The sequence below is a fragment of the Chryseobacterium sp. UYP7 genome (genome assembly GCF_056279225.1).
The window spans coordinates 121,750-146,441 of the sequence record NZ_JBWBQW010000003.1; the positions used below are offsets into that span (position 1 = coordinate 121,750).

Annotated in this window: 27 protein-coding genes; 5 read left to right on the forward strand and 22 right to left on the reverse strand. The window is 36.2% G+C overall.

The features are described 5' to 3' along the window. The first annotated feature begins 52 nt into the window (after nt 1–52). The gene (locus ACZ9HT_RS08145) at nt 53–1,741 is read left to right on the forward strand and encodes an APC family permease (RefSeq protein WP_476039977.1); all 1,689 of its coding nucleotides are present in this window, start codon (nt 53–55) and stop codon (nt 1,739–1,741) included. Nucleotides 1,742–1,852: 111 nt separating this feature from the next. On the opposite strand, the gene ACZ9HT_RS08150 is transcribed toward ACZ9HT_RS08145, so the two are convergent. The 3 genes from ACZ9HT_RS08150 to ACZ9HT_RS08160 all read right to left on the reverse strand — a co-directional run bounded on the left by ACZ9HT_RS08150 (nt 1,853) and on the right by ACZ9HT_RS08160 (nt 5,180). Beyond that, nucleotides 1,853–2,527 carry a hypothetical protein gene (locus ACZ9HT_RS08150; RefSeq protein WP_476039978.1) on the reverse strand — a complete coding sequence of 225 codons (675 nt, stop codon included), beginning with the start codon at nt 2,525–2,527 and terminating at the stop codon, nt 1,853–1,855. A gap of 130 nt (nt 2,528–2,657) precedes the next feature. After that, nucleotides 2,658–3,551 (reverse strand): SPFH domain-containing protein, encoded by an 894-nt coding sequence (locus tag ACZ9HT_RS08155; protein ID WP_476039979.1) that lies wholly within the window; start codon nt 3,549–3,551, stop codon nt 2,658–2,660. Nucleotides 3,552–3,824: 273 nt separating this feature from the next. Then, nucleotides 3,825–5,180 carry a deoxyguanosinetriphosphate triphosphohydrolase gene (locus tag ACZ9HT_RS08160; protein ID WP_476039980.1) on the reverse strand — a complete coding sequence of 452 codons (1,356 nt, stop codon included), beginning with the start codon at nt 5,178–5,180 and terminating at the stop codon, nt 3,825–3,827. Nucleotides 5,181–5,287: 107 nt separating this feature from the next. On the opposite strand from ACZ9HT_RS08160, the gene ACZ9HT_RS08165 reads away from it, so the two are divergent. The 3 genes from ACZ9HT_RS08165 (at nt 5,288) to ACZ9HT_RS08175 (ending at nt 7,038) form a co-directional block, all read left to right on the forward strand. After that, nucleotides 5,288–6,208 carry a T9SS type A sorting domain-containing protein gene (locus ACZ9HT_RS08165; protein WP_476039981.1) on the forward strand — a complete coding sequence of 307 codons (921 nt, stop codon included), beginning with the start codon at nt 5,288–5,290 and terminating at the stop codon, nt 6,206–6,208. Nucleotides 6,209–6,478: 270 nt separating this feature from the next. Beyond that, nucleotides 6,479–6,718, forward strand: coding sequence for a hypothetical protein (locus tag ACZ9HT_RS08170; RefSeq protein WP_476039982.1), 240 nt, complete (start codon nt 6,479–6,481; stop codon nt 6,716–6,718). A gap of 2 nt (nt 6,719–6,720) precedes the next feature. Further along, nucleotides 6,721–7,038 carry a type II toxin-antitoxin system RelE/ParE family toxin gene (locus ACZ9HT_RS08175; RefSeq protein ID WP_476039983.1) on the forward strand — a complete coding sequence of 106 codons (318 nt, stop codon included), beginning with the start codon at nt 6,721–6,723 and terminating at the stop codon, nt 7,036–7,038. Between the two features lie 237 nt (nt 7,039–7,275). Here ACZ9HT_RS08175 and gcvP read toward each other — a convergent pair whose 3' ends face one another. From gcvP to tpx, 16 genes are all read right to left on the reverse strand, one after another. Further along, nucleotides 7,276–10,137, reverse strand: a complete 2,862-nt coding sequence (gene gcvP, locus ACZ9HT_RS08180) for an aminomethyl-transferring glycine dehydrogenase (RefSeq protein ID WP_476039984.1) — start codon at nt 10,135–10,137, stop codon at nt 7,276–7,278. Nucleotides 10,138–10,443: 306 nt separating this feature from the next. Then, complete coding sequence (locus tag ACZ9HT_RS08185) at nt 10,444–11,094, reverse strand: J domain-containing protein (protein WP_476039985.1); 651 nt, start codon at nt 11,092–11,094, stop codon at nt 10,444–10,446. Nucleotides 11,095–11,199: 105 nt separating this feature from the next. Beyond that, entirely contained in the window at nt 11,200–11,469 is a 270-nt protein-coding gene (locus ACZ9HT_RS08190; protein ID WP_476039986.1) for a hypothetical protein, read from the reverse strand. A gap of 301 nt (nt 11,470–11,770) precedes the next feature. Continuing rightward, nucleotides 11,771–12,103 (reverse strand): hypothetical protein, encoded by a 333-nt coding sequence (locus ACZ9HT_RS08195; protein WP_476039987.1) that lies wholly within the window; start codon nt 12,101–12,103, stop codon nt 11,771–11,773. A gap of 10 nt (nt 12,104–12,113) precedes the next feature. Further along, the gene (locus tag ACZ9HT_RS08200; protein ID WP_476039988.1) at nt 12,114–12,689 is read right to left on the reverse strand and encodes an RNA polymerase sigma factor; all 576 of its coding nucleotides are present in this window, start codon (nt 12,687–12,689) and stop codon (nt 12,114–12,116) included. 87 nt (nt 12,690–12,776) lie between these two features. Beyond that, complete coding sequence (locus tag ACZ9HT_RS08205; protein ID WP_476039989.1) at nt 12,777–13,073, reverse strand: DoxX family protein; 297 nt, start codon at nt 13,071–13,073, stop codon at nt 12,777–12,779. A gap of 169 nt (nt 13,074–13,242) precedes the next feature. Further along, nucleotides 13,243–13,686 carry an SRPBCC family protein gene (locus ACZ9HT_RS08210; protein ID WP_476039990.1) on the reverse strand — a complete coding sequence of 148 codons (444 nt, stop codon included), beginning with the start codon at nt 13,684–13,686 and terminating at the stop codon, nt 13,243–13,245. 35 nt (nt 13,687–13,721) lie between these two features. Then, the gene (locus ACZ9HT_RS08215) at nt 13,722–14,576 is read right to left on the reverse strand and encodes a VOC family protein (RefSeq protein ID WP_476039991.1); all 855 of its coding nucleotides are present in this window, start codon (nt 14,574–14,576) and stop codon (nt 13,722–13,724) included. A gap of 48 nt (nt 14,577–14,624) precedes the next feature. Continuing rightward, nucleotides 14,625–15,038 (reverse strand): SRPBCC domain-containing protein, encoded by a 414-nt coding sequence (locus tag ACZ9HT_RS08220; protein WP_476039992.1) that lies wholly within the window; start codon nt 15,036–15,038, stop codon nt 14,625–14,627. Nucleotides 15,039–15,103: 65 nt separating this feature from the next. Further along, nucleotides 15,104–15,517 carry an SRPBCC domain-containing protein gene (locus ACZ9HT_RS08225; protein ID WP_476039993.1) on the reverse strand — a complete coding sequence of 138 codons (414 nt, stop codon included), beginning with the start codon at nt 15,515–15,517 and terminating at the stop codon, nt 15,104–15,106. Between the two features lie 123 nt (nt 15,518–15,640). After that, the gene (locus tag ACZ9HT_RS08230) at nt 15,641–16,030 is read right to left on the reverse strand and encodes a VOC family protein (protein ID WP_476039994.1); all 390 of its coding nucleotides are present in this window, start codon (nt 16,028–16,030) and stop codon (nt 15,641–15,643) included. 31 nt (nt 16,031–16,061) lie between these two features. Further along, a complete protein-coding gene (locus ACZ9HT_RS08235; RefSeq protein ID WP_476039995.1) occupies nt 16,062–16,586 on the reverse strand; it encodes a DinB family protein in 525 nt (174 codons plus the stop codon). Between the two features lie 71 nt (nt 16,587–16,657). Then, complete coding sequence (locus tag ACZ9HT_RS08240; protein ID WP_476039996.1) at nt 16,658–16,963, reverse strand: hypothetical protein; 306 nt, start codon at nt 16,961–16,963, stop codon at nt 16,658–16,660. 30 nt (nt 16,964–16,993) lie between these two features. After that, the gene (locus ACZ9HT_RS08245) at nt 16,994–17,575 is read right to left on the reverse strand and encodes a Crp/Fnr family transcriptional regulator (protein WP_476040222.1); all 582 of its coding nucleotides are present in this window, start codon (nt 17,573–17,575) and stop codon (nt 16,994–16,996) included. A 15-nt stretch (nt 17,576–17,590) separates the two neighbouring features. Next, nucleotides 17,591–18,802 (reverse strand): DUF763 domain-containing protein, encoded by a 1,212-nt coding sequence (locus ACZ9HT_RS08250; protein ID WP_476039997.1) that lies wholly within the window; start codon nt 18,800–18,802, stop codon nt 17,591–17,593. Nucleotides 18,803–18,894: 92 nt separating this feature from the next. Further along, nucleotides 18,895–19,392 (reverse strand): thiol peroxidase, encoded by a 498-nt coding sequence (gene tpx / locus ACZ9HT_RS08255; RefSeq protein WP_476039998.1) that lies wholly within the window; start codon nt 19,390–19,392, stop codon nt 18,895–18,897. A 358-nt stretch (nt 19,393–19,750) separates the two neighbouring features. Between tpx and ACZ9HT_RS08260 the strand changes: the two genes are divergently transcribed. After that, nucleotides 19,751–21,970: an NADP-dependent isocitrate dehydrogenase gene (locus ACZ9HT_RS08260; protein WP_476039999.1), complete on the forward strand. Its 2,220-nt coding sequence runs from the start codon at nt 19,751–19,753 to the stop codon at nt 21,968–21,970. Nucleotides 21,971–22,291: 321 nt separating this feature from the next. Here ACZ9HT_RS08260 and ACZ9HT_RS08265 read toward each other — a convergent pair whose 3' ends face one another. The 3 genes from ACZ9HT_RS08265 to ACZ9HT_RS08275 form a co-directional block, all read right to left on the reverse strand. Next, complete coding sequence (locus ACZ9HT_RS08265) at nt 22,292–22,885, reverse strand: hypothetical protein (RefSeq protein WP_476040000.1); 594 nt, start codon at nt 22,883–22,885, stop codon at nt 22,292–22,294. Nucleotides 22,886–22,897: 12 nt separating this feature from the next. Next, nucleotides 22,898–23,386, reverse strand: coding sequence for an RNA polymerase sigma factor (locus ACZ9HT_RS08270; RefSeq protein ID WP_476040001.1), 489 nt, complete (start codon nt 23,384–23,386; stop codon nt 22,898–22,900). 113 nt (nt 23,387–23,499) lie between these two features. After that, a complete protein-coding gene (locus ACZ9HT_RS08275; protein ID WP_476040002.1) occupies nt 23,500–24,609 on the reverse strand; it encodes a pseudouridine synthase in 1,110 nt (369 codons plus the stop codon). Between the last annotated feature and the right edge of the window lie 83 nt (nt 24,610–24,692).

Below are 24,692 nucleotides of genomic sequence, written 5' to 3' on the forward strand. Positions count from 1 at the left end.
AAAATTAAATTTTATCAAATTTTCTTTTACATTTGTGTAAATTAAAATTAATATGAATCAGCTATTCCGAAGAAAGAACTATAATAAAAATGATCATCCATCCGGTTTATTACGTGTTTTAGGCGTTTGGGATATCGTGTTTTTTGGAATTGCAGCAATTATTGGCGCCGGAAGTTTTAGCAGTTTGGGAGAAGCCGTTTTTCGCGGTGGTCCCGGCGTTATTATTTTATATATCATCTGTGGATTTGCCTGTGGTTTTACAGCACTTTGTTATGCAGAGTTTGCAAGCAGAATTCCCACCGCAGGTTCGGCTTATACCTATGCCTACGCGAGTTTCGGAGAATTAATCGCCTGGATAATCGGTTGGGCTTTGATCATGGAATATTCTTTTGGAAATATTTATGTTGCCTTTTCCTGGAGTGATTATTTCACCAGTTTTATGGGAAGGATCGGTGTTTTTATTCCAGAATATTTAACCTGCAGCTATCCGGAAGCTCATAAAGCAGTTTTAAATGGCTCTAAAAATTTAGAACTTCTTAATGCCTGGAAAAATGCTCCAATTATTGGAAATTTAAGAATTATTCTTGATGTTCCCGCTTTGGTGATCAACGGACTAATTACCTGGCTGGTTTATCGTGGCGTTCGTGAGAGTAAAAATTTCAATAACATTTTAGTGCTCATGAAACTGGCTGTTATTATTCTGATCATTTTAGTCGGTATTGCATATATCAATGTAGATAACTGGGCACCGATCAATCCAGAAACAAATATTTCTTCCTTTATGCCAAATGGTTTTGCCGGAGTAATGAGCGCGGTTTCCGGAGTATTTTTCGCCTATATCGGTTTTGATGCTTTAAGTGTTTTATCAGAGGAAACAAAAGATCCTCAAAAAAACTTACCGCGTGGAATGATCATATCCCTGGTTTTATGTACCGTAATTTATATTATTTTAACGCTGGTTCTTACCGGAATGGTCGATTATAGAAAATTTGACGGTGTGGGAGATCCTCTTTCATTTATATTCGAAAAATCCAACGCTAACCTTCCCTGGATGGAATTAACAGTTTCTTTTGTAGCAATTATTGCTATTACTACCGTATTGTTGGTGTTCCAGATGGGACAACCCAGAATTTGGTACGCAATGAGTCGGGATGGTTTAATGCCGAAAAAATTCATGACCATTCATCCGAAATTCAATACACCGTCTTATGCAACGATCGCAACTGGAATTGTGGTTGGAGTTCCAATATTGTTTACAGACAAATCCTTCATTCTGGATTTCACAAGTATCGGAACTATTTTCGCCTTTGTCTTGGTTTGTGGTGGAGTTTTACTACTTCCCGCAAAGGAAAAATTACCCGGAAGATTTCACATGCCTTACGTTAACTCAAAAATTATTTTTCCATTTATTTTTCTGGGTGGATTAGCATTCTTCTATTGGTGGCAGCCGGAATTTTTCCAGACTTTGCTGGATTGGAATCATCCTACGGAAGGCGAATTTAGAATTTCCATGGTCTTTTTCATTATTATTAATTTAGGACTCTGTGTTTTAACGATCCTGAAAAATTTGTCCCTCATCCCTTTAATGGGTTTAAGTTCCTGCCTCTATTTACTAACAGGAATGAGCCATAACAACTGGTTCTGGTTCCTGGTTTGGTTCGGAATTGGAATGGTGATCTATTTTTCTTATGGCTACAGAAACAGCAAGTTAAACAGTGATCTGAATGGAGATCTAAATTAGATCAGTATAAAAAACCAATTGATAAATTTCAATTTTTGAAATTGGAAATCAAAAATTTAAAACATAAAAAAAGCCCGAAATTAATTTCGGGCTTTACTATTTTGTGAAAATTTATTTAAAAACATCTCGTTCCACTACGATCGCTTTATCTACGGACTTCTTAATTTTGCCCATTGCAATTTCAAAGTTAGGTGGCGTATTCCATTTTCTTTTGATGATTGAAGTTTGCAAATTATCATTCGCGAAGTAAAGAGAATTGTCGGTTAAATTAACTACGTTGTTACTCAAATACGCATAGCCAGATCTTCCTGTTTCGATCATGCTGTAATAACTAATGATCAATCCCCAGTTTAAATTTACAAAAACTACGTCATCAACTCCATATTTATCCTTTAAATTTCGCAGATCATAATTGTAATATTTTTTGCCTTCAACTTTGTCACCTTTAAATTTAACTGCAGTTTTAGCTTCGAAATTTTCGTCTATTATGACCACTTCTTTTCCTTTTGCTTTTAAGGTTTCTGAATAAATATTGATTAATTCCTGCTTTGGATCAATATTCATTTTTGCCAAATCCAAAAGAGGTTGATATTTATCTCCGGAAGTCACTGCCAGGTCTAATAATCCCTGAGAACCTTCACGGTATTTTTGCGGATCGGTCACATTTACGAAAATTCCGACTTTGGAGGGCTTTTGTATGTATTCAGCATTCATAGGAACATTAACTGCGCAAGAAGTTAGAACTGAAGAGAGCGCAATCAGCGCGAAAAAATTGATTTTTCTCATAATTGTTTTTTGCGAAAATATGTTATTTTTTTCTGTATCAATGCTGATTCAAGAAGAATATAAACAGTTTATGGCAAATAAAAAAACCAACTCCGAAAAGTTGGTATATAAATATCTAAACGTAAAAATATTACTTTACATCATCCATTTTTTGAGTTGCTGCCATCGAAACCATTAAATCATTTAACATTGAATTGGCTGCATTAGGCGAATTTGGCAATAAGACCAAACTGCTTTTGTTCGTTGCACCAATTGCCTGAAGCGTGTCATAATGCTGTGTTACCACAATTAACGCTGAGGCTTCCTGTGCGTTAATGTTTGCTTCGTTCAACATCTTCACAGATTCTACCAAACCAGCGGCGATTTCACGACGTTGATCGGCGATACCTTGACCTTGCAATTTCTTGGATTCTGCTTCTGCTTTTGCAACAGCTACAATTCTAATTTTTTGCGCTTCAGATTCGTATTCTGCCGCCGTTTTTTCCCGTTCTGCCGCATTAATCCTGTTCATCGCATGCTTCACCTGCTCATCTGGATCAATGTCGGTAACCAATGCTTTAATGATATCGTAACCATAACTTTGCATGGCTTCCTGAAGTTCACCTTTCACCGCGATCGCGACGTCATCTTTCCGAACAAAAACATCATCCAGTTTCAATTTTGGAACTTCTGCTCTTACGACATCAAAAACATAAGAGGTAATTTGATTTTCCGGGTTTTCTAATCGGTAAAATGAATCTGCAACCTGCGAAGCGATTACCTGGTACTGTACAGAAACTTTCATTCTGATAAAAACGTTATCTAAAGTTTTGGTATCGATGATTACATCTAACTGTTGAATTCTCAGATTCATACGTTTTGCAACCTGATCGATAAACGGAATTTTTAAATGAAGTCCTGATTGGCGAACGACGTGAAATTTCCCTAAACGCTCAACGATCGCTGCAGTTGCCTGTTTCACTGTAAAGAATGAAGCAAACAAAACAATAAGTCCGAAGAAGATTATAGCTCCTAAAAATGCCATGTTTTAATTTTTATATGGTTATTAAATTTGATCAGCCAGTTATTGTACTGATTTGTTATAAAGATAAATAAAAAAACGAGACATGCAATTTTAAAAGGTTAAAACACCTTATCTACAGAGGGAAAATACTGTTTTTAAAGGGGTTATGATTAGGAACTGCATTAATATTATAATTTTGAGAGACAATCGATCCGACAGGTAAATTTGTGTTCAAAATCATTTTCCATCTTCATGTTCAGTACAGAATTTTTGCTGAATAATTTCAACATTTAATTACATCGTCATTCCAATATCAATTCCTTTAATTTTCCGGTAAAGATCAGTAGCGAAATTATCGGTCATGCCGGAAACGAAATCAATAACGCCTAAAACCTTTTGGTAATCGCTTCCATCTTCATAAATAAACTGTTGCGGCAATAATTTTAAGGCCATTCTATCATAAGATTTTCGAGTAGATTTCTCTTTTAAAATGGGCGGAATAAAATGATCGAGCAATTCATTCATTACATTATATCCCGCATTTTCGATCTCGATGACGGCTTTGTGACCGTAGATCTTTTCGATAGAGAAGCTTTCGATCTCCTGCAGAGATTTATTTTCGGACTTATAAATATCGAGTAAAGCTTTGTCTAGATTTCCAGCTAAAATTTTAGTGAAATTAGTTTGATAAAGTTCAATAGATTTATTGATCAAAGCATTGATCACTTTTGCTCTTAAATAAGAAATTCTTTCGTTCGCATTCGTAAGATTAACCAATTTCTCCTCTACCCTTTTCGTGTTTGAATTTTCTGATTTGATGAGTTCGAAGAAAAGATTTTCACAATCAGAAGTCGATACGATTCCCAATCGATGCGCATCTTCCATATCAATAATATTATAGCAAATATCATCGGCAGCTTCTACCAACCAAACAAAAGGATGTCTTTTAAAGATAGTCGGTTCCGCGCTTTCCTGCGCCAGATTCACTGATTTTGCAATGTCAAGAAAAGTCTCTTTTTCATTCTGAAAAAATCCGAATTTCTTGCGATGAATAATTCTTTTCTTTTTAGCAATCGCTTCACAGGGATATTTTGCAATACTTGCTAACGTCGTATAAGTAAGCTGAGTTCCGCCTTCATCTTTGCCATTCTGCTGATGGGTCAAAACTCTTATTGCGTTGGCATTTCCTTCGAAATTAACCAGATCTGCCCATTCTTTTTCGGAAAATTTATGCTTTAAATCTTTTTCATTCTTTTCGAAATAACTGGCAATCGCATCTTCGCCGGAATGTCCAAAAGCGGGATTGCCCACATCGTGACAAAGACAGGCAGCGGCAATTACATTTTGAAGTTGATGCTTGTAAAAGTCTTTTGCATTTTCATCTAATTCATTTTCGTAATTTTTGAAAATAAATTCACCGATAACACTTCCTAAACTTCGACCCACAGAGGAAACCTCCAAAGAATGCGTTAAACGGTTGTGCACAAAAACACTACCGGGAAGCGGAAAAACCTGCGTTTTATTTTGCAAACGACGAAAAGCCGCAGAAAAAATAATGCGATCAAAATCCCGCTGAAAATCTGTTCTCGAAGCTGCAGTTGCGGCGTTTTGACCGGTACGTTGATTGGTGAAAAGTTGGTTGAGCATCATTAGCCAAAAATAAAGAAAAATAAAACAAAAAAATTGGTACAAAAAAAACAATTAATTCTATTGAAGACAGATTAAAATTAATTGTTTATAATTGTAAAAATTATTTTATGAAGAACTTATATTTTTTAGCTGCAGCACTATTCTGCGCCACCATTTCCGCACAAAATGTGATCTCCTTTGAAACTTCTGAAGGGTATCAACTTGGCGATATTAGAGATCAAAATTCCTGGCAGGTTACCGACGATGGTAACGGAAATTTCATCACCAATCAAGTAATATCAAATGAAAAATTCAGCGCGGGAATCTATTCCTTTAAAAATTCGTACGAAGTGGATTACGAGCCCCAGTTTTTTCCGATAATAGGAGCACAAAAATCGTTTACACAATCTTTAGATTATCAAGATGCCACTGTCTCTTTTGATGCATTGGTGACAGAAACTGATGGTTCAAATTTCGAAATGGCTTCTTACGGAATTACAAACGATCAAGAGTTTTCTCCGGTTTTTGATTTAGCTTTCGATCATTCCGGAAATTTATTCGCCCTCGCGAGCAGTGATTTCGACATGGAAGATACTGGTTTTTCCTGGCAACCAAATCAATGGTATAAGGTGACCATGAAGATTTCTGCAACAGAAATCAAATATTTTATCAACGATGCAATTATATATACTACGCCCAACTTTTCCCAATTAGATTTGGTTGGATTAAATTTTCTGCATGACAATTATAGTGGAGATGCGTATATTGATAATATCAAATTGAACGAGGCAAATATGGCCGTAAGTTCTGTTACCAAAGGAAAAATCGCTGTATATCCGAACCCTGTAAAAAATATTCTGAATTTCAGTCTTCCAGCTGGTGAAAAAATTTCTCATGTTACTATTCACAATATTGCGGGACAAACTGTTTTAGATAAAGATTTGACAGACGCACTTATTAATTTGGAAAATTTAAAAACAGGAACTTATCTCGTAACTGTAACGAATACGAATGGAGTTTCTTATTCTACTAAGTTTATTAAAGAGTAAAAATCAGTCCATTAATTTGTGACAAAAAAATCCCAAACTTCGATTTGGGATTTTTTTTGATTTAAATCTTTTTAGATAAATCATATAATAACTATTTAGTATATTTAGTAGATAATAAAGGATTATATTTATCAGGCAAATCATGCTGAAATTGGGTGTATTTGTGTGACTCTGTAGGACATATTTACAAGTTAGCAGAAATGCTAGAAAGACCTCGTACAAATTCAAGAGTTTAAAATTTATTATTAACTTTGATTCAAATATTTTATAATGAATTTGGAAACTAGAAAATTAAATTTGATCACATATCTTGCTCAATTGCAGGATGAAATTTTCTTTGAGAAAATTGAAAATTATATTCTGAAAAGGTTTGAAAACGAAGATCATTCCGAATTCAGACCTTTTACTTCTGAGGAATTAATTAATAGGATAGAAAAATCAGAACAAGATTTTAGATCTGGAAAATTTAAATCACAAGAAGACCTCGAAAAATTATCTGCAAATTGGTAGAGATGAAAATAATATGGACAGATTTTGCTATTGAAAATTTGAAAAGTATTTTTGATTTCTATTCCAAAAAAGCAAATAAGAAAGTAGCGCATAAAATTCGCAAAGAAATTCTCGATTCAGCAAAACAACTGCTTGAAAATCCAAGGTCCGGGCAAATTGAATTTAATTTACAAAAACTAAATCAGAATCATAGATATTTAGTTTGTGGAAATTATAAAGTCATATATAGAACTGAAGATGAACTTATTATCATAAGTGATATTTTTGATGGAAGACAAAATCCAATCAAAATTAATGATGATAAAAGACAAATAAAGTAGAAGCACTTCTGCTAACATCATATTGGCAATAGTGCGGATGAATCGTAAGTTTAACCTTTTTAGATATAGCGAAGACTAATTTATAATAAGAAAGTTTTCGTATTAAAGCCACACCAACGCCAATACGCAAACCGTTAAATGTAAAAACAATTAATAAAAAGAAACCAGAAATTTTTCAAGCACAAAAAAATCCCCTTCAAAAATGAAGGGGATTGCTATTTTTATAAAAGTTCTAAATTAATCCATATAACTTTCAATCGGAGCACACGTACAAACCAGATTACGGTCGCCATACGCTTCATCTACCCGCGAAACGGTTGCAAAGAACTTGTGTTCCCGAACCCAATCTAAAGGATAAGCAGCTTTTTCCCGGCTGTAAGGTCTGTCCCAGGAATCAGAAATAACAACCTGTTCGGTATGCGGTGCATTTTTTAAAACATTATTTGTCTCATCTGCGTCACCGTTGGCGATCTCATCAATTTCTTTTTTAATAGAGATCATTGCTTCCGCAAAACGGTCTAATTCGCGCTTACTTTCAGATTCTGTAGGCTCGATCATCATGGTTCCGGCAACAGGAAAACTCACTGTTGGTGCGTGGAAACCATAATCCATTAATCTTTTCGCAACGTCTGCAACTTCAATTCCGATTGATTTAAACTGTCGGAAATCGATGATACATTCATGTGCCACTCTGTTATTGGCGTTAGCGTATAAAATTGGATAATGTGGAGCCAAAACTTCTTTTAAATAATTGGCGTTTAAGATCGCGTGAGCGGTTGCTTTCATCAACCCCGAAGTTCCGAGCATTTTGATGTATGCGTAAGAAATATTGAGAACCAAACTGGAACCATAAGGCGCTCCGGAAATTGCCTCAATGGATTCTTTTGTTCCAATTTTGATATTTGGATTGGTTGGTAAAAATTTAACCAAATGTTCTGCAACGCAGATAGGACCAACTCCAGGACCGCCGCCACCATGAGGAATAGCGAAGGTTTTGTGTAAGTTAAGGTGACAAACATCGGCTCCAATATTCCCGGGACTTGTGTAACCAACCTGGGCATTCATATTCGCCCCATCCATATAAACCTGACCTCCGTGTTCGTGAATGAGTTTCGTAATTTCTTTAATATTTACATCAAATAAACCATAAGTTGACGGATAGGTAATCATGATCGCAGAAAGATTATCGCTGTGCAGTTCTGCTTTTTCTTTTAAATCTGCGAAATCAATTTCGCCATTTTCCAGATTTTTTACAACCACAACTTTCATTCCCGCAATTACTGCGGAAGCTGGATTTGTTCCATGTGCAGATTGTGGGATCAGTGCAATATTTCGATGTCCTTCTCCGCGGGATTTATGATACTCGCGAATCACCATTAAACCAGCATATTCTCCCTGCGCGCCAGAATTTGGCTGCAAAGAAGTTCCGGCAAATCCGGTAATTTCTGCTAAATCTTTTTCTAATTCTTTAATCAAAATTTGATATCCTCCCGCTTGTTCAGTAGGAACATAAGGATGAACACTGCCCCATTCTGCCCAGGAAAGCGGCAACATTTGAGTCGCTGCATTTAATTTCATGGTACAGGATCCGAGAGAGATCATGGAATGTGTTAAGGACAGATCTTTTCTTTCTAAGCGTTTAATGTAACGCATCAATTCTGTTTCAGTGTGGTATTTATTGAAAACATCATCCGTCAAAATAGCATCGGTTCGCAACGATTCCGTTGGGATCTGGATTTCCTCTTTAATGACTAATTTGAAACTTTGCTTGTCTTTAAACTGCGCAAAAGCATCAAATAAAACCTGTAGTTTTGTCATTGTAGAAGTTTCGTTTAAAGAAATACTTACAAAACCTTCAGAATAATAATTCAGATTAATACGGTGATCACGCATCAAGCGCATCAAGGAATTCTTCTCTTCTTCATGAATTCTAAACTTGATAGTATCAAAAATGGGTTCATCAACAATATCGTAACCTAACATTTTTAAACCATCGTGCAAAGCATTTGCTTTGAAATGAATTTGATCAGCGATAAAATTTAAACCTTTCGGTCCGTGATAAACCGCGTACATTCCAGCCATTACAGCCAAAAGAACCTGAGCAGTACAAATATTTGAAGTTGCTTTTTCTCTTTTAATGTGTTGCTCGCGAGTCTGCAAAGCCATTCTCAAAGCACGCTTTCCGTAAATATCCTGGGAAACACCTATAATTCTCCCCGGAAGATCTCTTTTATAATCATCTTTACAGGCAAAAAAAGCAGCGTGAGGACCACCGTAACCCATTGGAATTCCAAAACGCTGTGTTGTCCCAACCGCGCAGTCAGCGCCCATATCTGCAGGAGATTTTAATTTCACCAAAGCCATTGGATCACAAGCAACAACGACCTGTAGATCGTGTTCTTTATAGTAAACAATATTTTCGGTGTAATCGATGATGATCCCGTTTTTACCCGGATATTGTAATAAAACGCCGAAATAAGAATCGTTAAACTGGTGGTTCTTGTAGTTACCAATAATGATATCGATCCCTAAACCTTCGGCTTTTGTTTTTAAAACTGCAATTGTTTGAGGTAAAACCAAGTCGGAAACGAAAAATTTCTGAGCACCAGATTTTTTCTGTGGTTTTGTACGGCTTTCAAAAAACATATGCATGGCTTCTGCCGCTGCTGTAGATTCATCTAACAAAGAGGCATTGGCTAATTTAAAACCTGTTAAATCGCAAACTACGGTTTGAAAATTCAGCAAAGCTTCTAACCTTCCCTGTGCGATTTCTGCCTGATAAGGCGTGTAAGCGGTATACCATGAAGGATTTTCGAGAATATTACGCTGAATTGCACTTGGTAAAATAACATTGTTGTAGCCAAATCCAATATAATTATCGAACATTATATTCTTAGAAGCCAAATCCTTAGAATGCGCCAACATTTCATACTCTGAAAGCGCGGGAGAAATGTCTAAATCTTTTTCTAATCGAATTGAATCAGGAATGGTTTGAGCGATTAATTCATCCATATCCGCAACGCCAACTTTCTCTAACATTGCCTGTATATCGGCTTCATTTAAAGAAATATGGCGGTTAACAAATTGTGTGGTGTCCATATATTTTTACTAGATTTTATTTTGAAATAGAGGTTCGTAAAAATACACCTTTTTACCAAAATTCCAATTGATATATCTCACCTAAATCGATAGATTTTATCGCTTTCTTAATTTGAGATGGTTACATTGAATCCATATTTTAAATCTTAATCAAACCATCGTGCCTTTAATGTGGAATACTTTATCACATTTTCTGAAAAAAAAAGAAAGTTATAATGTAGTAAATAGAATTGCTTCAATAATAAAAAATTAACTGAAATCTTCCCAGACTTTTAAATTAATCTCAAGTAGAATTCTTTCTCTAACTTAATTTGAAAACGCTTTCACCAAAAGTAAAATGGCAACAACAACAAAAATAAGCGCCAAAAGCAGCTGCAGAGATTTCGATTGTCTGCCCGGATTTGTTCTGGAAGGTTTTTGCGGTTTAAATAAATCTTCAACCTCATTTCGAAATTTTTCTTTGTCGTTATCGAAAACTTCGGTAATAGTGATGCCGCGAACCACGGTTTTATTGAGGAGCGAATTGGTGGCGTGAAGTAATATGTTGAATTTACCGTCTTTAAATTCATTAATTTTGAAGGTTCTTTCGCCGTAACCTTTTTCCAGCCCAAAAGGCAGGATCTTCACAATGTCAGCATTATTTGTTTGCCACGTGACAATCACTTCCTCTCCATTCTTTACCCGAATCCTGCTGGCTGAAAAAGTTTTGATAAAAGGGGGCGAAGCTGGTCTGTAACTTCGTTGTTGATGTCCTAAATTATCGTCGTAAATCCTGCGTTTCTCCGCATCGCCCAACATTTCGTAGGCTTCGTGAATTTCCATAAAACGATGAGCGAAAAAATCGTCGTTCTCATTTTTATCGGGATGATATTTTAAGGATAATTTTCGGTAGGCTTTTTTAATGTCTTCATCTGAAGCATCTTCTTTTACGCCGAGAAAATAATAGTAGTTCTTCATTCTTAAAGCCGAAAAACAAAAATAAGTATTTTAAAATTTCTGCAAAATAAAAACGGAAAGAATAAATCTTTCCGCTCAAAAATAACTTAGTTACCTGGAAGAAGTTTATGCTTCTGCTTTTTCTTCTTTCCAAACTCTTTTGCAGCATCGGTTTGAGGCAAATTTTTCTTTGATCCTGCCTTTTAATTCTGCATACTTTTCATCATCGAGTTCTCTAATTTTGTCAGCAAATGCAAAAGGAGTTCTACCTTTGATGTCGTATTCTGCGAGTATTGCTTTCATGGCTTTTTTTCTTTCTGCCATTTTTTTAACTGCCAAAGCAACTCCTACAACTGCTAATGCACTGAATGCACCTTTTAAACTTGAATTTTTCATTTTTTTAAATTTTACTTTTTAATATTCTTTTTATGATAGACGAGTCGATCTCGTTTTTACTTTAAATATATTTTTTTTGTATTGAAGAACGATTTCTTTTTATAGAGACGACTCAACTTCTGTTTTACTTTAAAGTCGGTTGGTAATTACCATATCTTTTTACAGGAAGACGAATCTTTTTCAATTTTACTTTAAAGAAAACAGTCACGATAATTATTTTTCAAGTTTTAATCAAACTAATTTTCAAGCATAAAAAAAACGGACAAAAGCCCGTTTCCATTATTTGTAACAATAGTTTTATTTAACATTTATCCCGAAAGAAACCGCGTTCACACCGTTGTTTCCATGCTGCTTTAAATTTTTCTTTTTGTTCATCCGACATTCCGTTCATTCTTTCTTCCTTAAATTTCCGAAATTTTTCACTTCCGAAACCTTTCCGTCCACTAAATCCGCCGAAGAGAATTTTAGACAAAACTAAAATTCCAACCGCCTGCCAGTACGTGATTGCCTTTACGCCTAAAATATCCGGCAGCAGACAGTTCCAAAGTTCCATTACAACCGCCGAAACTGCAAAAAACATCGCAATCGCGAGCAATGCGAACAGCGCCATTTTACCTTTGAAGTTATTTTTCATTTTCTTTTTTTTATTCGTTTAAATCTTCGTACAAAATCGTCATTCTTTTTCTCAAATGTTTCACCGCATAGTTCTTTCTACTGATGATCGTTTTGATGTTTTCTCCCTGTTCATCTGCAATTTCCTGTAGCTTTTTTCCTTCAATCTCACTCTCCATAAAGGCGAGACGCTGTTTCTGTGGAAGTTCATCCAGCGCGGAAAATAATTCCTGCCAAACTTCTTCCCGGAAAGCCAGCAGCTCCGGGTTTTCAGAATCATCTAAAAGCAGAATATCTTTGATGGAGAAGCTTCCGTCTTCATTTTCATAAACGAAATCCTCCAGATTCTCCGTCTTTTTCTTACGATAACTGTCAGTGATCTTGTTTCTCGAAACCGTGTAAAGCCAACCACTTATATTTATAATTTCGGAAATATTGGTCAGGTTGCTGAACTGATACCAGACTTCCTGCAAAATATCTTCAGCATCTTCGGCATTATTCACTTTCGGACGAATAAAAGACAGCAGTTTACCACCATAATTTTTTACGGTTTTTGCAATGAGACTGTCTTTTTCACGTTGTGACATATCGATAACTTCCACGTCCATAATGTTGAAGACGAAGGAAGATTTGTTTTACTTTAAATAGGTTTAAAATTATTTTAGAAATTTGAAAAGCTGCTTTCGAGAAGAAATTTAATTCAAATAAATTCCAAATAACAAAGTCCAGAATATAAGAATGATCTGCATGGGAACTCGCTCTGTGTAAAGATATTTCATTCCCGGACACGTGAAATCTCCTTTGTAAATATTGATTTTTCTTCGGGATGAATTAATGTTCGCAAAAAATATCAGAATAAAAAATAGAATCAGTAAAATCGCTGTAATTTCCCGCAAAGGCGCGATCATTAAACCAATTGCTGCACCTATTTCGAGCGTTCCAGTAAGGTAGACCAGAAATATTTTGGCAGGAAAAAAATCTGGAATCATCATTGCCATTCCTTTTTTGAAATTTGAAATGCGCGAATCCTGTAAAAAGCAGAAATACTGACATTCCTAAATTACCGGCAAAGAGAAAATTCCAGTTTCCTTCAAATAGCTTTGTTGCCAAAAGAGTGAGACCAAATGTGAAAGCAATGATGAAAAGTAATTTCATGAAAATTCAGGAATTTTCTGCTAAATCTTTAATAAGTTCAAAACCTTTATTGAAACCCGTATTTATATAATCGATGGCATTTTTCTCAACGTGTGTAATGGCGCGAAGTTCTGTAGTATTCTCATCGATAGCTCTCAAAAAATATTTTTCTTCCATACCGCTCCATTCTTTTATGGCCTGACTTTTAGTATCTTCTACTCCATCTTTAACCATTCCCAAATGACTGAAAACAATTTCAAAAGGTTCATTTAAACTTTTTATGGTGGAAACCATTCCGTCGCCTTTCGCATCGACGAAATAAGTTTTGCCGTTAATTTTCCAGTCCGTTTTTAACTGGGAGTCCTGCATAAAGAATTGCGTCCACTCTTTGTAAGTTTCCTGATTCCAAAGCAGATCCCAAACTTTTTGAATGGGTGCGTGAATTACTTTTTCGTAATTTAAAGTTTCCATAACGATTTTAATTTTATTTATTTTTCAGCTGAGCACTAAGCATTTTCCAAATCAACGATCACGATCTTTTTCATGTTCATCATGGCTTGCATGACCTTAATTCCTTTCGTCCGGTCTTCGCCATTCATCAATTGCAATAATTTTTTGGGTACAATTTGCCAACTCACTCCAAATTTATCTTTAAGCCAGCCACACATCGATCCTCTGCCACCATCGGCAGTTAAGGAATTCCATAAATGATCGGTTTCCTCCTGGTCATCGGTCATTACAACGAGGGAAATTCCTTCGGTAAAATCAAACTGATGATTGAAAGAACTATCCATACAATTAAAAGTATAGCCATTAATGCTGAAATCTGCGTGCTGAATATTTTCAGGGACCTCCTTCGATTCGTTTCCGACGCCATCGCCATATTTCAAAATGCCATTAATCTTCGAACCGGGGAAAATTTTGGTGTACAATTCCATCGCTTCCAGGGCTTTTCCATTATTTTCGTGGATAAACATGAGCGAAGGAACTATTTTTTGATCGCCTGAATTTTCGCCCAGGTAAACTTGCCAGGTTACGCCGAATTTATCGCGCACCCAGCCATATTTCTTACTCCAGGGATAAACGTCAAGATCCATTAAAACAAGACCGTCGGATGCGAGACTATTCCAGTATTTTTGAACTTCTTCCTCAGTGTCACATAAAACCATAAATGAAATGGAGGCATTTTTCCTGAAGTGTGGTCCGCCGTTAAGAATCATGATCTGCTGACCAAATAGATCCACATTTACAACTGCCGGAGTGTCTGCTGTAATTTTTCCACCAAAAGTCTGAGCATAAAAATTTGCAGCCTCACTTCCGTTTCCATCAAACCAAAGACAGGGAAATATGTTATTATTCATTTTGAAATTTTTTGAGGAAAGGAAGTATTTTCGGATGCAATAAAGAAATTAATTATTCTCTACATATTTATGAAAACGGTCTAAAATTGCGTACCAACCAGTGCGCTGCATTTCCCGTGAATATTGAGGTTCGGGCTGAAAGATCTGGGTAACTTCTGTCGTATTTTCATCAATAATGCGAAAATGTACTTCGATCAACCTGCCATCATCAAAGTGGCTTTTTACATAGTCATGATCTTTAATTTCGTCGATGATGCCAGAAAAATTATATCCAAAACTCTTATCTCTGCACTCCAAACGGTAATCAAACCGACCACCTTCGCGGAAATCGATGACCGCTTTTGGACAATGCCAATTGGGTGTAGTAAAATTCCATTTTACGATGTGTTTCGCATTATAAAAATAATCCCAGCATTTTTCCAGTGGTTTTAAAATTGTAATGTTGATCGTTATCGGTTCCATATTTAGTTATTTTTCTAAAAATACGGATAAATTATTAAACGGATTTTCTGCAAGTCCTATTAATGCTAATTATTTTCGACATACTTGTGAAAATTATTCAGGATTCCGTACCAACCTTCCCGTTGCATTTGAGGTGGCTGTTCCGGATCTGGTTCAAAATTTTCGGTAACTTTTGTAGTATCGGAGTCAATACTTTCGAAAATCACTTCTACTTTTCTGCCGTCATCCAAATGATATTTGATTTTCTGCAAGGGAATAATTTCATCATAAATGCCCGTATAATCAAAACCGAAACTTCCGTCTTTAGTTTCCATACGATAGTTGAATGCTCCACCAACCTCTAGGTTATTTTCGGCGTCTGGAGAGATCCATTCATCGGTTGCAAAGTTCCATTGGGTAATGTGGTCGGGTTTTGTAAAATAATCCCACACTTTATCTACGGCTTTTAAGATGGTAATTTCAATTTTTATAAGATCCATATTTTTTTATTTAAAAGTAGAGAAAAAAATTGATTCTGAAAATTTCACTTTTAAAATCAATTTTGAATCTTTGTTTTAATTTTCCTTAAGTAACTTTTAAGATTAACATCTTTCCCGCAAGAACTATTTCATAGAATGTAACCCAAAATTATTGCCTTCTGTATCGGTAACGATCGTACAGAATCCGAATTCACCAAGGGAAGTTTTAGGCTGACAAATTTTTCCGCCGGCATCGCTCACTCTGCCCTCTTCCGTGCTGCAGTCTTCGCACCCAAAATAAACCATGGTTCCACTGCCGCCACTTTTCATTCCTTCCATCTGCACCAACGCGCCGGAAACTCCAAAGTTAAAATCTGCACTTGGGAATCCTTTCATAGAAACAGATTGATCTGTGGGATTCGACATATCGTGAAATTTTATTTTCAGCACTTCTTCATAAAACTTCGTGGCACGATCCATATCTTCGACATAGATTTCGAACCATACTACTGGATTAAATCTTTGATTTTCCATATTTTTAGTTTTTCAAATTATTATATTGTTTTTAGTATTTTAAGTTCTTATCAATATCATAAGTTAATCCTTTCAGATCGAGCATTTTTCGCATTAAACCAATTTGGCCTAAAAGATAATCTTCTCTACCGATGCACATTCCGATGATATTGAGAATGTTTTCTTTTACAAACGGAACATTCATATTAATAGGAGAAGAAGTCTCCAAAAGTTCATCCGAGGCAGTTAAAAGCTTTCGATAAACTTTTGGGGAAATGTCTGCAAAATTTTGTTTCAGTATTTCTAATGTGGGATATTTCAGACTTTCATCTAAGGTTCTGCCTTTTGTAAATAAAGTTTCGTTGGGATCTTTGTCGTCCAGACCGAGCAAAGTTCCCATCCAGTAGCGGCAGTTCACTAAATTTCCGGTCATCCAGATCACATGATTGGTTTTCTTTTCTATTCTTTTTGAAGCGTCTTCTTCCGAGATTCCAGACAATGCATTGTTAAAACTTTGAGAGTGCATTCTGTAGGCGGGAATAATAATTTCTAATTTTTGAGATTTTGGTTCGTCCATGATTTGATTTTTAAGATTAAACCAAAGTTAGATTCAAAAGATCAAAATCAACTTGCCATAAGACAAGAAATTCAAAAATCACCCGAAGTTCCAACAAAATTATGGACTTCGATTTTCTGATTAATATCCTCACAACTTTCGTCGCGTTGTTTTTGAAACTCTAAAAAAGAAGGAATATTCAATAACTCTTTCTGAATATTTTCATTGGCGTATTTCGAAATATGAACGAAGGTTTGCCCATCTTCTTTCAGCAAAACCCGATAACTGAAATTGCTTTGATCCCAATTACTAAAATCTTCTAAGAACCGATCAATATTTTGTTGGTTGGTATTTAGAAAGCCTTTAGAAATGGTATAAGAAACGATTACGTTGATCATAATGATTTATTTAGATTTAAAAAAGTGGAATCACTTCCTTTCTACAATGTCTTTTCGAATTCTGCTTAAAGAAGTATCGGTAATTCCAAGATAAGTTGCGATCTGTTTTAATGGCGCAAACTGAACGATTTGCGGTTTTTCTTTCAAAAGTTTCAAATATCTTTCGGAAGCAGATTGAGTGATCATCTCTAAAGAACGTTGCTTCACGCTGAAAAGCTGATACGAAAACCAGACTCTGCCCCACTCCCGAAAACCTTCAATCTCATGAAATAATTTTTGAAAATCTTCATAATCGATTTTCCATAAAACTACATCGGTCAAGGTTTGGACATTTTCCAGAGAAGGGATCTTTTGAAAAAGTGAAGAAGGAATGATGACAATTTCATTTTCAGTGAAGAATTCTGTAGTAAATTCATTATTGTCGAAATCGTTCACAAAAGCACGAACCAAACCTTTCTCTACAATATAATATTCGTTGGCTATTTCATTTTCTTCTAAGAGAAATTCCCCTTTTAAAATATTAATTTCGGAATGAGCATCGAAAATTTTTTCCAGATCTGCATCCGAAAATAAAGGATGTTGGTAAATATGTCTAAGGGCTTTATTCAAAATTTAAAGTCTTTAGTTTTAAAATAAGGAGAGTTGAATTCCTTTTTGTCCTTTAGGTTTTTCGGCATCGCCAAAAACGGTTTTACCGCCGTATTTCCAGGAATTTGTACGTTCTTCTTCCATCACGGCATTGATATCAAAGTCGGGCTGAAAGTTTTCTTCGGCGCGGGCAATTATTTGATGCAGCTTTTCTACCGATTTTAACTGATCGGAATTCCCCAGCTTGGATTTCTCAATGCCTTTTTGAAGAATAGAAATCGTCTCATCGTAAATTTTAAGAGGAACAGGAAACGGATGACCATCTTTGCCGCCGTGTGCAAAAGAAAATCTCGCAGGATCCTGAAATCGTGAAGGCGCACCGTGAATCACTTCGCTTACTAAAGCTAAACTTTGAAGTGTTCGAGGACCAACACCTTTTAATAATAGAAGTTCCTCAAAATTTTCGGGCTGGGTTTCGCGGGTCACATAAAGTAAAGCACCCAAACGTTTTAAATCAACATCGGACGCCTGAACATCGTGATGAGCGGGTAAAATTAAGCGTGCAAAATCCGACATTATTTTTTCGGAATTGGTGTGCGATATTTCTAAAATCCCGGATCGGTTTTCTTTCGCATTTTGGGATGTTAGGTTTAAGATCTTTCCCTGATTCACTCCTTCGATTCCGGTGTGTGGTTCTTCAATAAAAGATTTTAAATTTTCGGAATGCCAGTGATAGCGCCGTGCGGTTTTATCTTTAACATTCATCCCTTGCTGAATCACCGCCCACTTTCCTTCATCTGTCAACATAAAATTGTGCGTGTACAATTGATAACCATCCTGAACAGCTGTATTATCTACTTTTGCCGAAAGCTTGCTGGCTCGTACCAGTTCAGCTCCATTCAAACCCGTGCTTTCAGAAATTTTGATCAATTCGGCGGGAGTTGCGAGTGATTGCTTTCCCTTTCCGCCTGCAATATAAATTCCGAGAGCTTTAGCGTTGGGATTTATGACCCTTTTTAAAGCGCCCATGACCGAAGTTGTAACACCGGAAGAATGCCAATCCATTCCCATGACGGCACCGAAACACTGGAACCAAAAAGGATCACTCATGCGGCGAATGACTTCATCTTTACCGTAATCACTTAATAAAACTTCGATTACGGAAAGTCCGAGTTTAGACATTCGTTCATAAAGCCAGTCGGGAACATAGCCATAGTGAAGAGGCAGATCTGCAGAGCCGGAGCGTTTCATTCCTTATTGTATAAGAGGTCTAATTTAATTTCAAAAAAAAACCTGTCGAGTTTTTAACTACTGACAAGTTTAAAAACTATTTTTATTCAAGTTTATTTTAATGCATTTAAGGCTTTTTCGTAATCGGGTTCCTGGGCAATTTCCGGAACCTGTTCTGTGTAAACAACTTTTCCATTTTCATCGGTCACGATCACGGCGCGGCTTAAAAGTCCGTGCATTGGTGAATCAGTCATTATAACTCCGAAATCTTCGCCAAAAGTTCCGCGGAAATCGGATAAATTTACAACGTTATCTAAACCTTCGGTAGCACAAAAACGTTTCATAGCGAAAGGCAGATCTTTGGAAATATTTAGAACCACTGTATTTTCCAGCCCTGAAGCTTTTTCATTGAATTTTCTTGCTGCAGCTGCACAAACGCCTGTATCGACACTTGGGAAGATATTGAGGATCATTTTTTTATTTGCAAAATCTTTGTTTGTTTTGAACTTTAAGTCTCCATCAACTAAATTGAAATCTCTGATGGTGCTGCCAACTTCTGGTAAATGTCCGATTGTTTCTACGGGATCGCCGTGTAATAAGATATGAGCCATAATTTTAATTATTTTATTAACTCAAATTTAATGAAATTATAAGCATTCAGGGAAGATGCAACGTTAAAATAATCTTAATTCATTTCTTTGAATAGCGATTTGGAAGGTTCTTTTTTTGGTTTGATTAGAATCCTTTCTATAATGAAAGCAAAATCCTGCAATAGGGATCGCAACGGAAATCCCGCAGACTCGGGTCGTCGAATGACGAGCCGAGACGGGGAATTGCAGTGAAGAGCCCGGACCGGCCAAATTTTTAACGCTGGAAAAGGCCGCGGGAAAATCTTGGGCGGGATTGCCCATTAAAATTAAATTTTGAGTAAATTTGTGATTCTTAAATTCTAAACAAAAATTAAAAATAATGTCAGAAAATTCAAAGATCGTCTACACTTTGACGGACGAAGCGCCGATGTTGGCCACTCATTCTTTTTTACCGATCGTAAAAGCGTTCACCAAAATGGCAGCGATCGAAATTTTACCGAAAGACATTTCCTTAGCCTCAAGAATTTTAGCCAATTTCCCGGAATTTTTAAATGAAGATCAAAAAGTGGAAGATGCTTTGGCAGAACTTGGAGAAATGGCAACAAAGCCTGATACGAACATTATTAAATTACCCAATATTTCCGCATCTGCTCCACAATTAGATGCAGCGATCGCAGAGTTGCAGAAAAATGGTTTCGCAGTGCCAAATTATCCGGCGGAACCGAAGAACGCAGAGGAAGAAGCCATAAAAGCAAAATATGCAAAAGTTTTGGGAAGTGCGGTGAATCCGGTACTTCGTGAAGGAAATTCTGACAGAAGAGCGCCGAAAGCTGTAAAAAATTACGCAAAAGCCAACCCACACCGAATGGGAGTCTGGAGTGCGGATTCTAAAACGAAAGTGTTGCACATGACCGAAGGCGATTTTTACGGAACTGAAAAATCGGTTACGGTTGAAAAAGATGCTCAGTTTAAAATTGAATTTTTCGGAAATGACGGTTCTGTAAAAGAACTAAAAGGTCTGGCCCCATTGAAAGCTTTAGAAATTATCGATTCTTCGGTGATGAGTATTTCTGCCTTGAAAAGTTTTGTTGCTAAATCGATGGAAGAAACCAAAGCTGCAAACGTTTTGCTTTCGGGACATTTAAAAGCGACGATGATGAAGGTTTCTGACCCGATCATTTTTGGAGCAATGGTTCAGGTTTATTTTAAAGAGGTTTATGAAAAATATGCCGACCTGTTTAAAGAGTTGGATATTAATCCAAACAACGGACTTCAGGACTTATTTGAAAAAATAAAAGGAGATCCGAAAGAGGAAGAAATTAAAACAGCAGTTGCAAAAGCAATGGAAAACGGACCTGCCGTTGCAATGGTTAATTCCGATAAAGGAATCACCAATTTCCATGTTCCTTCCGATATTATTGTTGATGCTTCTATGGCGGCATTGATTAGAGGTGGCGGAAAAATGTGGAATAAAGCCGGTGAGGAAGAAGATACGATTGCAATGATCCCGGATCGGAATTATGCAGGTTTTTATCAGGCGGCGATCGATGATATGAAAAAATACGGTGCGCTGGATGTAACCACGATCGGTTCCGTTCCGAATGTTGGGTTAATGGCGCAACAGGCTGAAGAATACGGTTCGCACAATAAAACATTCCAGATCTCTGCAGATGGAAAGGTAAAAGTTTCTGATGCGGATGGACATGTATTCCTTGAACAGGATGTTCAGAAAGGCGATATTTTCAGAATGTGCCAAACGAAAGATGCTCCAATTCAGGACTGGGTAAAACTGGCGGTGAACAGAGCGAGACTTTCGGATACTCCCGCAATTTTCTGGTTAGATGATCAAAGAGCACACGACCGCGAAATGATCAAAAAAGTAGAAAAATATTTGAAAGATTATGATACTGATGGTCTGGATATTCAGATCTTAAATATTGAAGATGCGATGCATTTTACATTAGATCGAATCAGAAAAGGTTTAGACACGATTTCAGTTTCCGGTAATGTGTTGAGAGATTATTTAACAGATCTTTTCCCTATTCTGGAACTAGGAACATCGGCAAAAATGCTGTCCATTGTTCCATTGATGAACGGTGGTGGATTATTTGAAACCGGAGCCGGAGGTTCTGCACCAAAACACATCGAACAGTTTATCCACGAAGGTTATCTGCGTTGGGATTCTTTAGGTGAATTTATGGCGTTACAAGCGAGTTTGGAGCATTTAGCACAAACGCAGCACAACGATAAAGCTCAGATTTTAGCCGATGCTTTAGATGTAGCTAATGAGAAGTTTTTAGCGAACGATAAATCACCCTCCAGAAAAGTTGGATCCATTGATAACAGAGGTTCCCACTTTTATTTGGCGATGTACTGGGCAGAAGCTTTAGCAGAGCAAACCAAAGATGCAGAACTTTCTCAAAAATTCGGACCTGTCGCAAAAGCAATGGCAGAAAACGAAGCGAAAATTAATTCAGAATTAATTGGAGCACAAGGCAAGCCTCAGGATATTGGCGGCTATTACCAGCCGAATTTTGACAAAACTGATGAAGCGATGAGACCTTCAGCTACATTAAATGCAATTGTAGAAGGAATGTAAATCTCTGATACTCCTCATAAAATATTCATGAAACTTCCCGGATCCGGGAAGTTTTTTTTGCTTTAAATATGAATTCACTTGTGCATTAAAACCTTTATCTAATTCTCTATTAATTATGAAATTCAAATGTTTGCAAAAAATCGATTTATTTGACTTTGAGAGGTGATGGAATTACGTAAGAAGAATTAAAAACAGCGATGGATGAACTGAATATTTCGAACTTAAAATAAAAATTAAGCGTAAACCATTTAAAAAGAAAGCTTCCCGAAATTTTCGGGAAGCTCTGTTCTATATTGAAATTACAATTAATATCAGAGGGAATTATTTTAAGTCGGCTACAACGCGGTTGATCTGCTGAATATATTTGCCATAATATTTCTGGAACCACCATTTTCCAACAAAATAAAGAAGAAACAACATTACCAAACAACTTCCTAAAAACCAAAAGATAAAATGCATTCCAGCTATTTCTTTAAACGTTGGGACAAATTCGAATATGAGAAGCATTTCGCAAACTACGAACGGGACAAAAGAAATATAAAACGACAGGTAATATTGCTCGTTAAGTTTAAATTCATATCGTAGATCTCTCAAACTTTCTGTAGTATTCAACGCGACTGAAGTGATATTTTTGTAGAGATTAAAAAACTTAAAAAAGTAAAAAGCTGTAATCAACATTTGAGCAGAAACGAGGGTAACGACGTACACTTTGAATTTAAAAAGGTACATATCTTTCAAAATGAAGAAAAGTAAGATGATTACAAAAAGTACGACAGTAAAATAAAATTCCATGCGCATGTTTTTCCGAATTCTTTCTAAAGGCAAATGGATTTCTTTCTGCTTTTCTAAAGAAATTTCCGGCGTTTGACTATTGCTTTCTTTGTTCCAGAGTTCTTTTATCTGATCAATTTCCATGACTTTATGATTTTAATTTTGAATAAGTTGTTTCAATTTATCTTTTGCACGACCCAGCTTTACTCTTGCATTCACTTCTGTAATTCCCATATTTGCGGCAATTTCTCTCCCTGAATAATCTTCTAAATAGTAGAAAATAAGTGCTTTATCAATTTTGTTAAGTTGCTGAATTGCGCTGTACATTTTCGAAAATTTTTGCTCCTCAACATCATCATGATGATCAACAGCCATCATTAAATTTTCTATTTCATCATTTTTAATGAAACTGCGTCTCTTTTCAGATTTTAAAAATATAATGGCAGTATTCAAGGCCACTCGGTACAACCAGGTTGAAAACTGACTTTTCCCTTCAAAAGACGGATAGGCTTTCCAAACCTGAAAAGTAATTTCCTGAAAGAGATCTTTTTGATCCTCATAATTATCCATATACATCTTAGAAATTTTGAAAATCACGCCTTTGTGTTTTTCAATTTTTTCTAAAAATTCTTTTTCTAACGACATATTCGGAGTTCTGGGAAGTAAGTAACGAAAATAATTATTTGTTACATCATTCCATAAAAAAACCTCCGAGTAAATCTCAGAGGTTTGTATATTTATGAAAATAAATTGATGATTTACATCATTTTCAAATTATTAACTTCCAATTCAGACAAGATTCGCCAATGTCCACGTTTGATATTTTTCTTTGTTAATCCTGCAAACATTACACGATCTAGCAATTCAACTTCATAACCTAATCTATTGAAAATTCTACGAACTACTCTGTTCCAACCAATATGGATCTCGATGCCTACTTCATTTTTCGGTTTGCCTTCGATGTAAGAAATACTGTCGACTTCGGCAACACCTTCTTCTAAGCGAATCCCTTCTGCAATTGCATTTAAATCAGCCCTGTCTAACTTTCGATCCAACGTGACATGATATATTTTTTTCATGTTGAAAGACGGATGCGTTAGTTTTTTGGTCATGTGACCATCATTCGTTAATAAAATAACACCAGTTGTAGAACGGTCTAATCTACCAACGGGAAAAACCCGGTATGGAGATGCATTTGCAACCAGATCCATAACTGTTTTGCGTGCTTTTTCATCTTTGGTCGTAGAGATATATCCTTTAGGTTTATTTAAAAGAACATAGACCGGTTTTTCTGGAGTAATTCCCTGTCCGTCGAAAATTACTTTGTCGGTTTTTTGAACCTGATATCCCATTTCAGTTACCACTGCTCCATTTACAACCACTAAACCCTGGTTGATCAATTGGTCGGCTTCTCTTCGGGAACAAATTCCGGAATTGGCGATATATTTATTTAAACGGATCGTTTCTTTTGGAACTTCTTTCGCTAGTTTGTCAAATCTTCTTTTCTGTACAAAAGAACGGGTTTTCTCGCCCTCATCCTGTGGTCTCTCGTAATTTTTGAACAATTTTGTGGTGCGGGTTTTGCCCTCTCCTTTTTCGAATTTTGGTCCACCACCAAAAGATTTTCCTGTTCTTTTACCAGTTGGTTTAGAATGTCTTTCGTATGATTTGTCGTAGCTTTTCGCTTCGGCCTGAGACATTAAGCGAGGTTCTCTGGGCGCTTTCGGTTCTTTGGGCGCTTTACTTTCTTCTGATCTTTCAGTTCGTGGTTTTGCAGATTTTTGGGTACGAGGTTTGGAAGAACTTCCAGAATTGGAAATTTTGCTTATTCGCTGCGGTTTACTCTTACTATTTTTATCTCTGCTCATGTTCTGAAAAATTTATCTGCAAAGATAAGATATTTTTGGAAGTATCAATACGCTTGGAAATAGAAGTAATTCTTTTATGTATT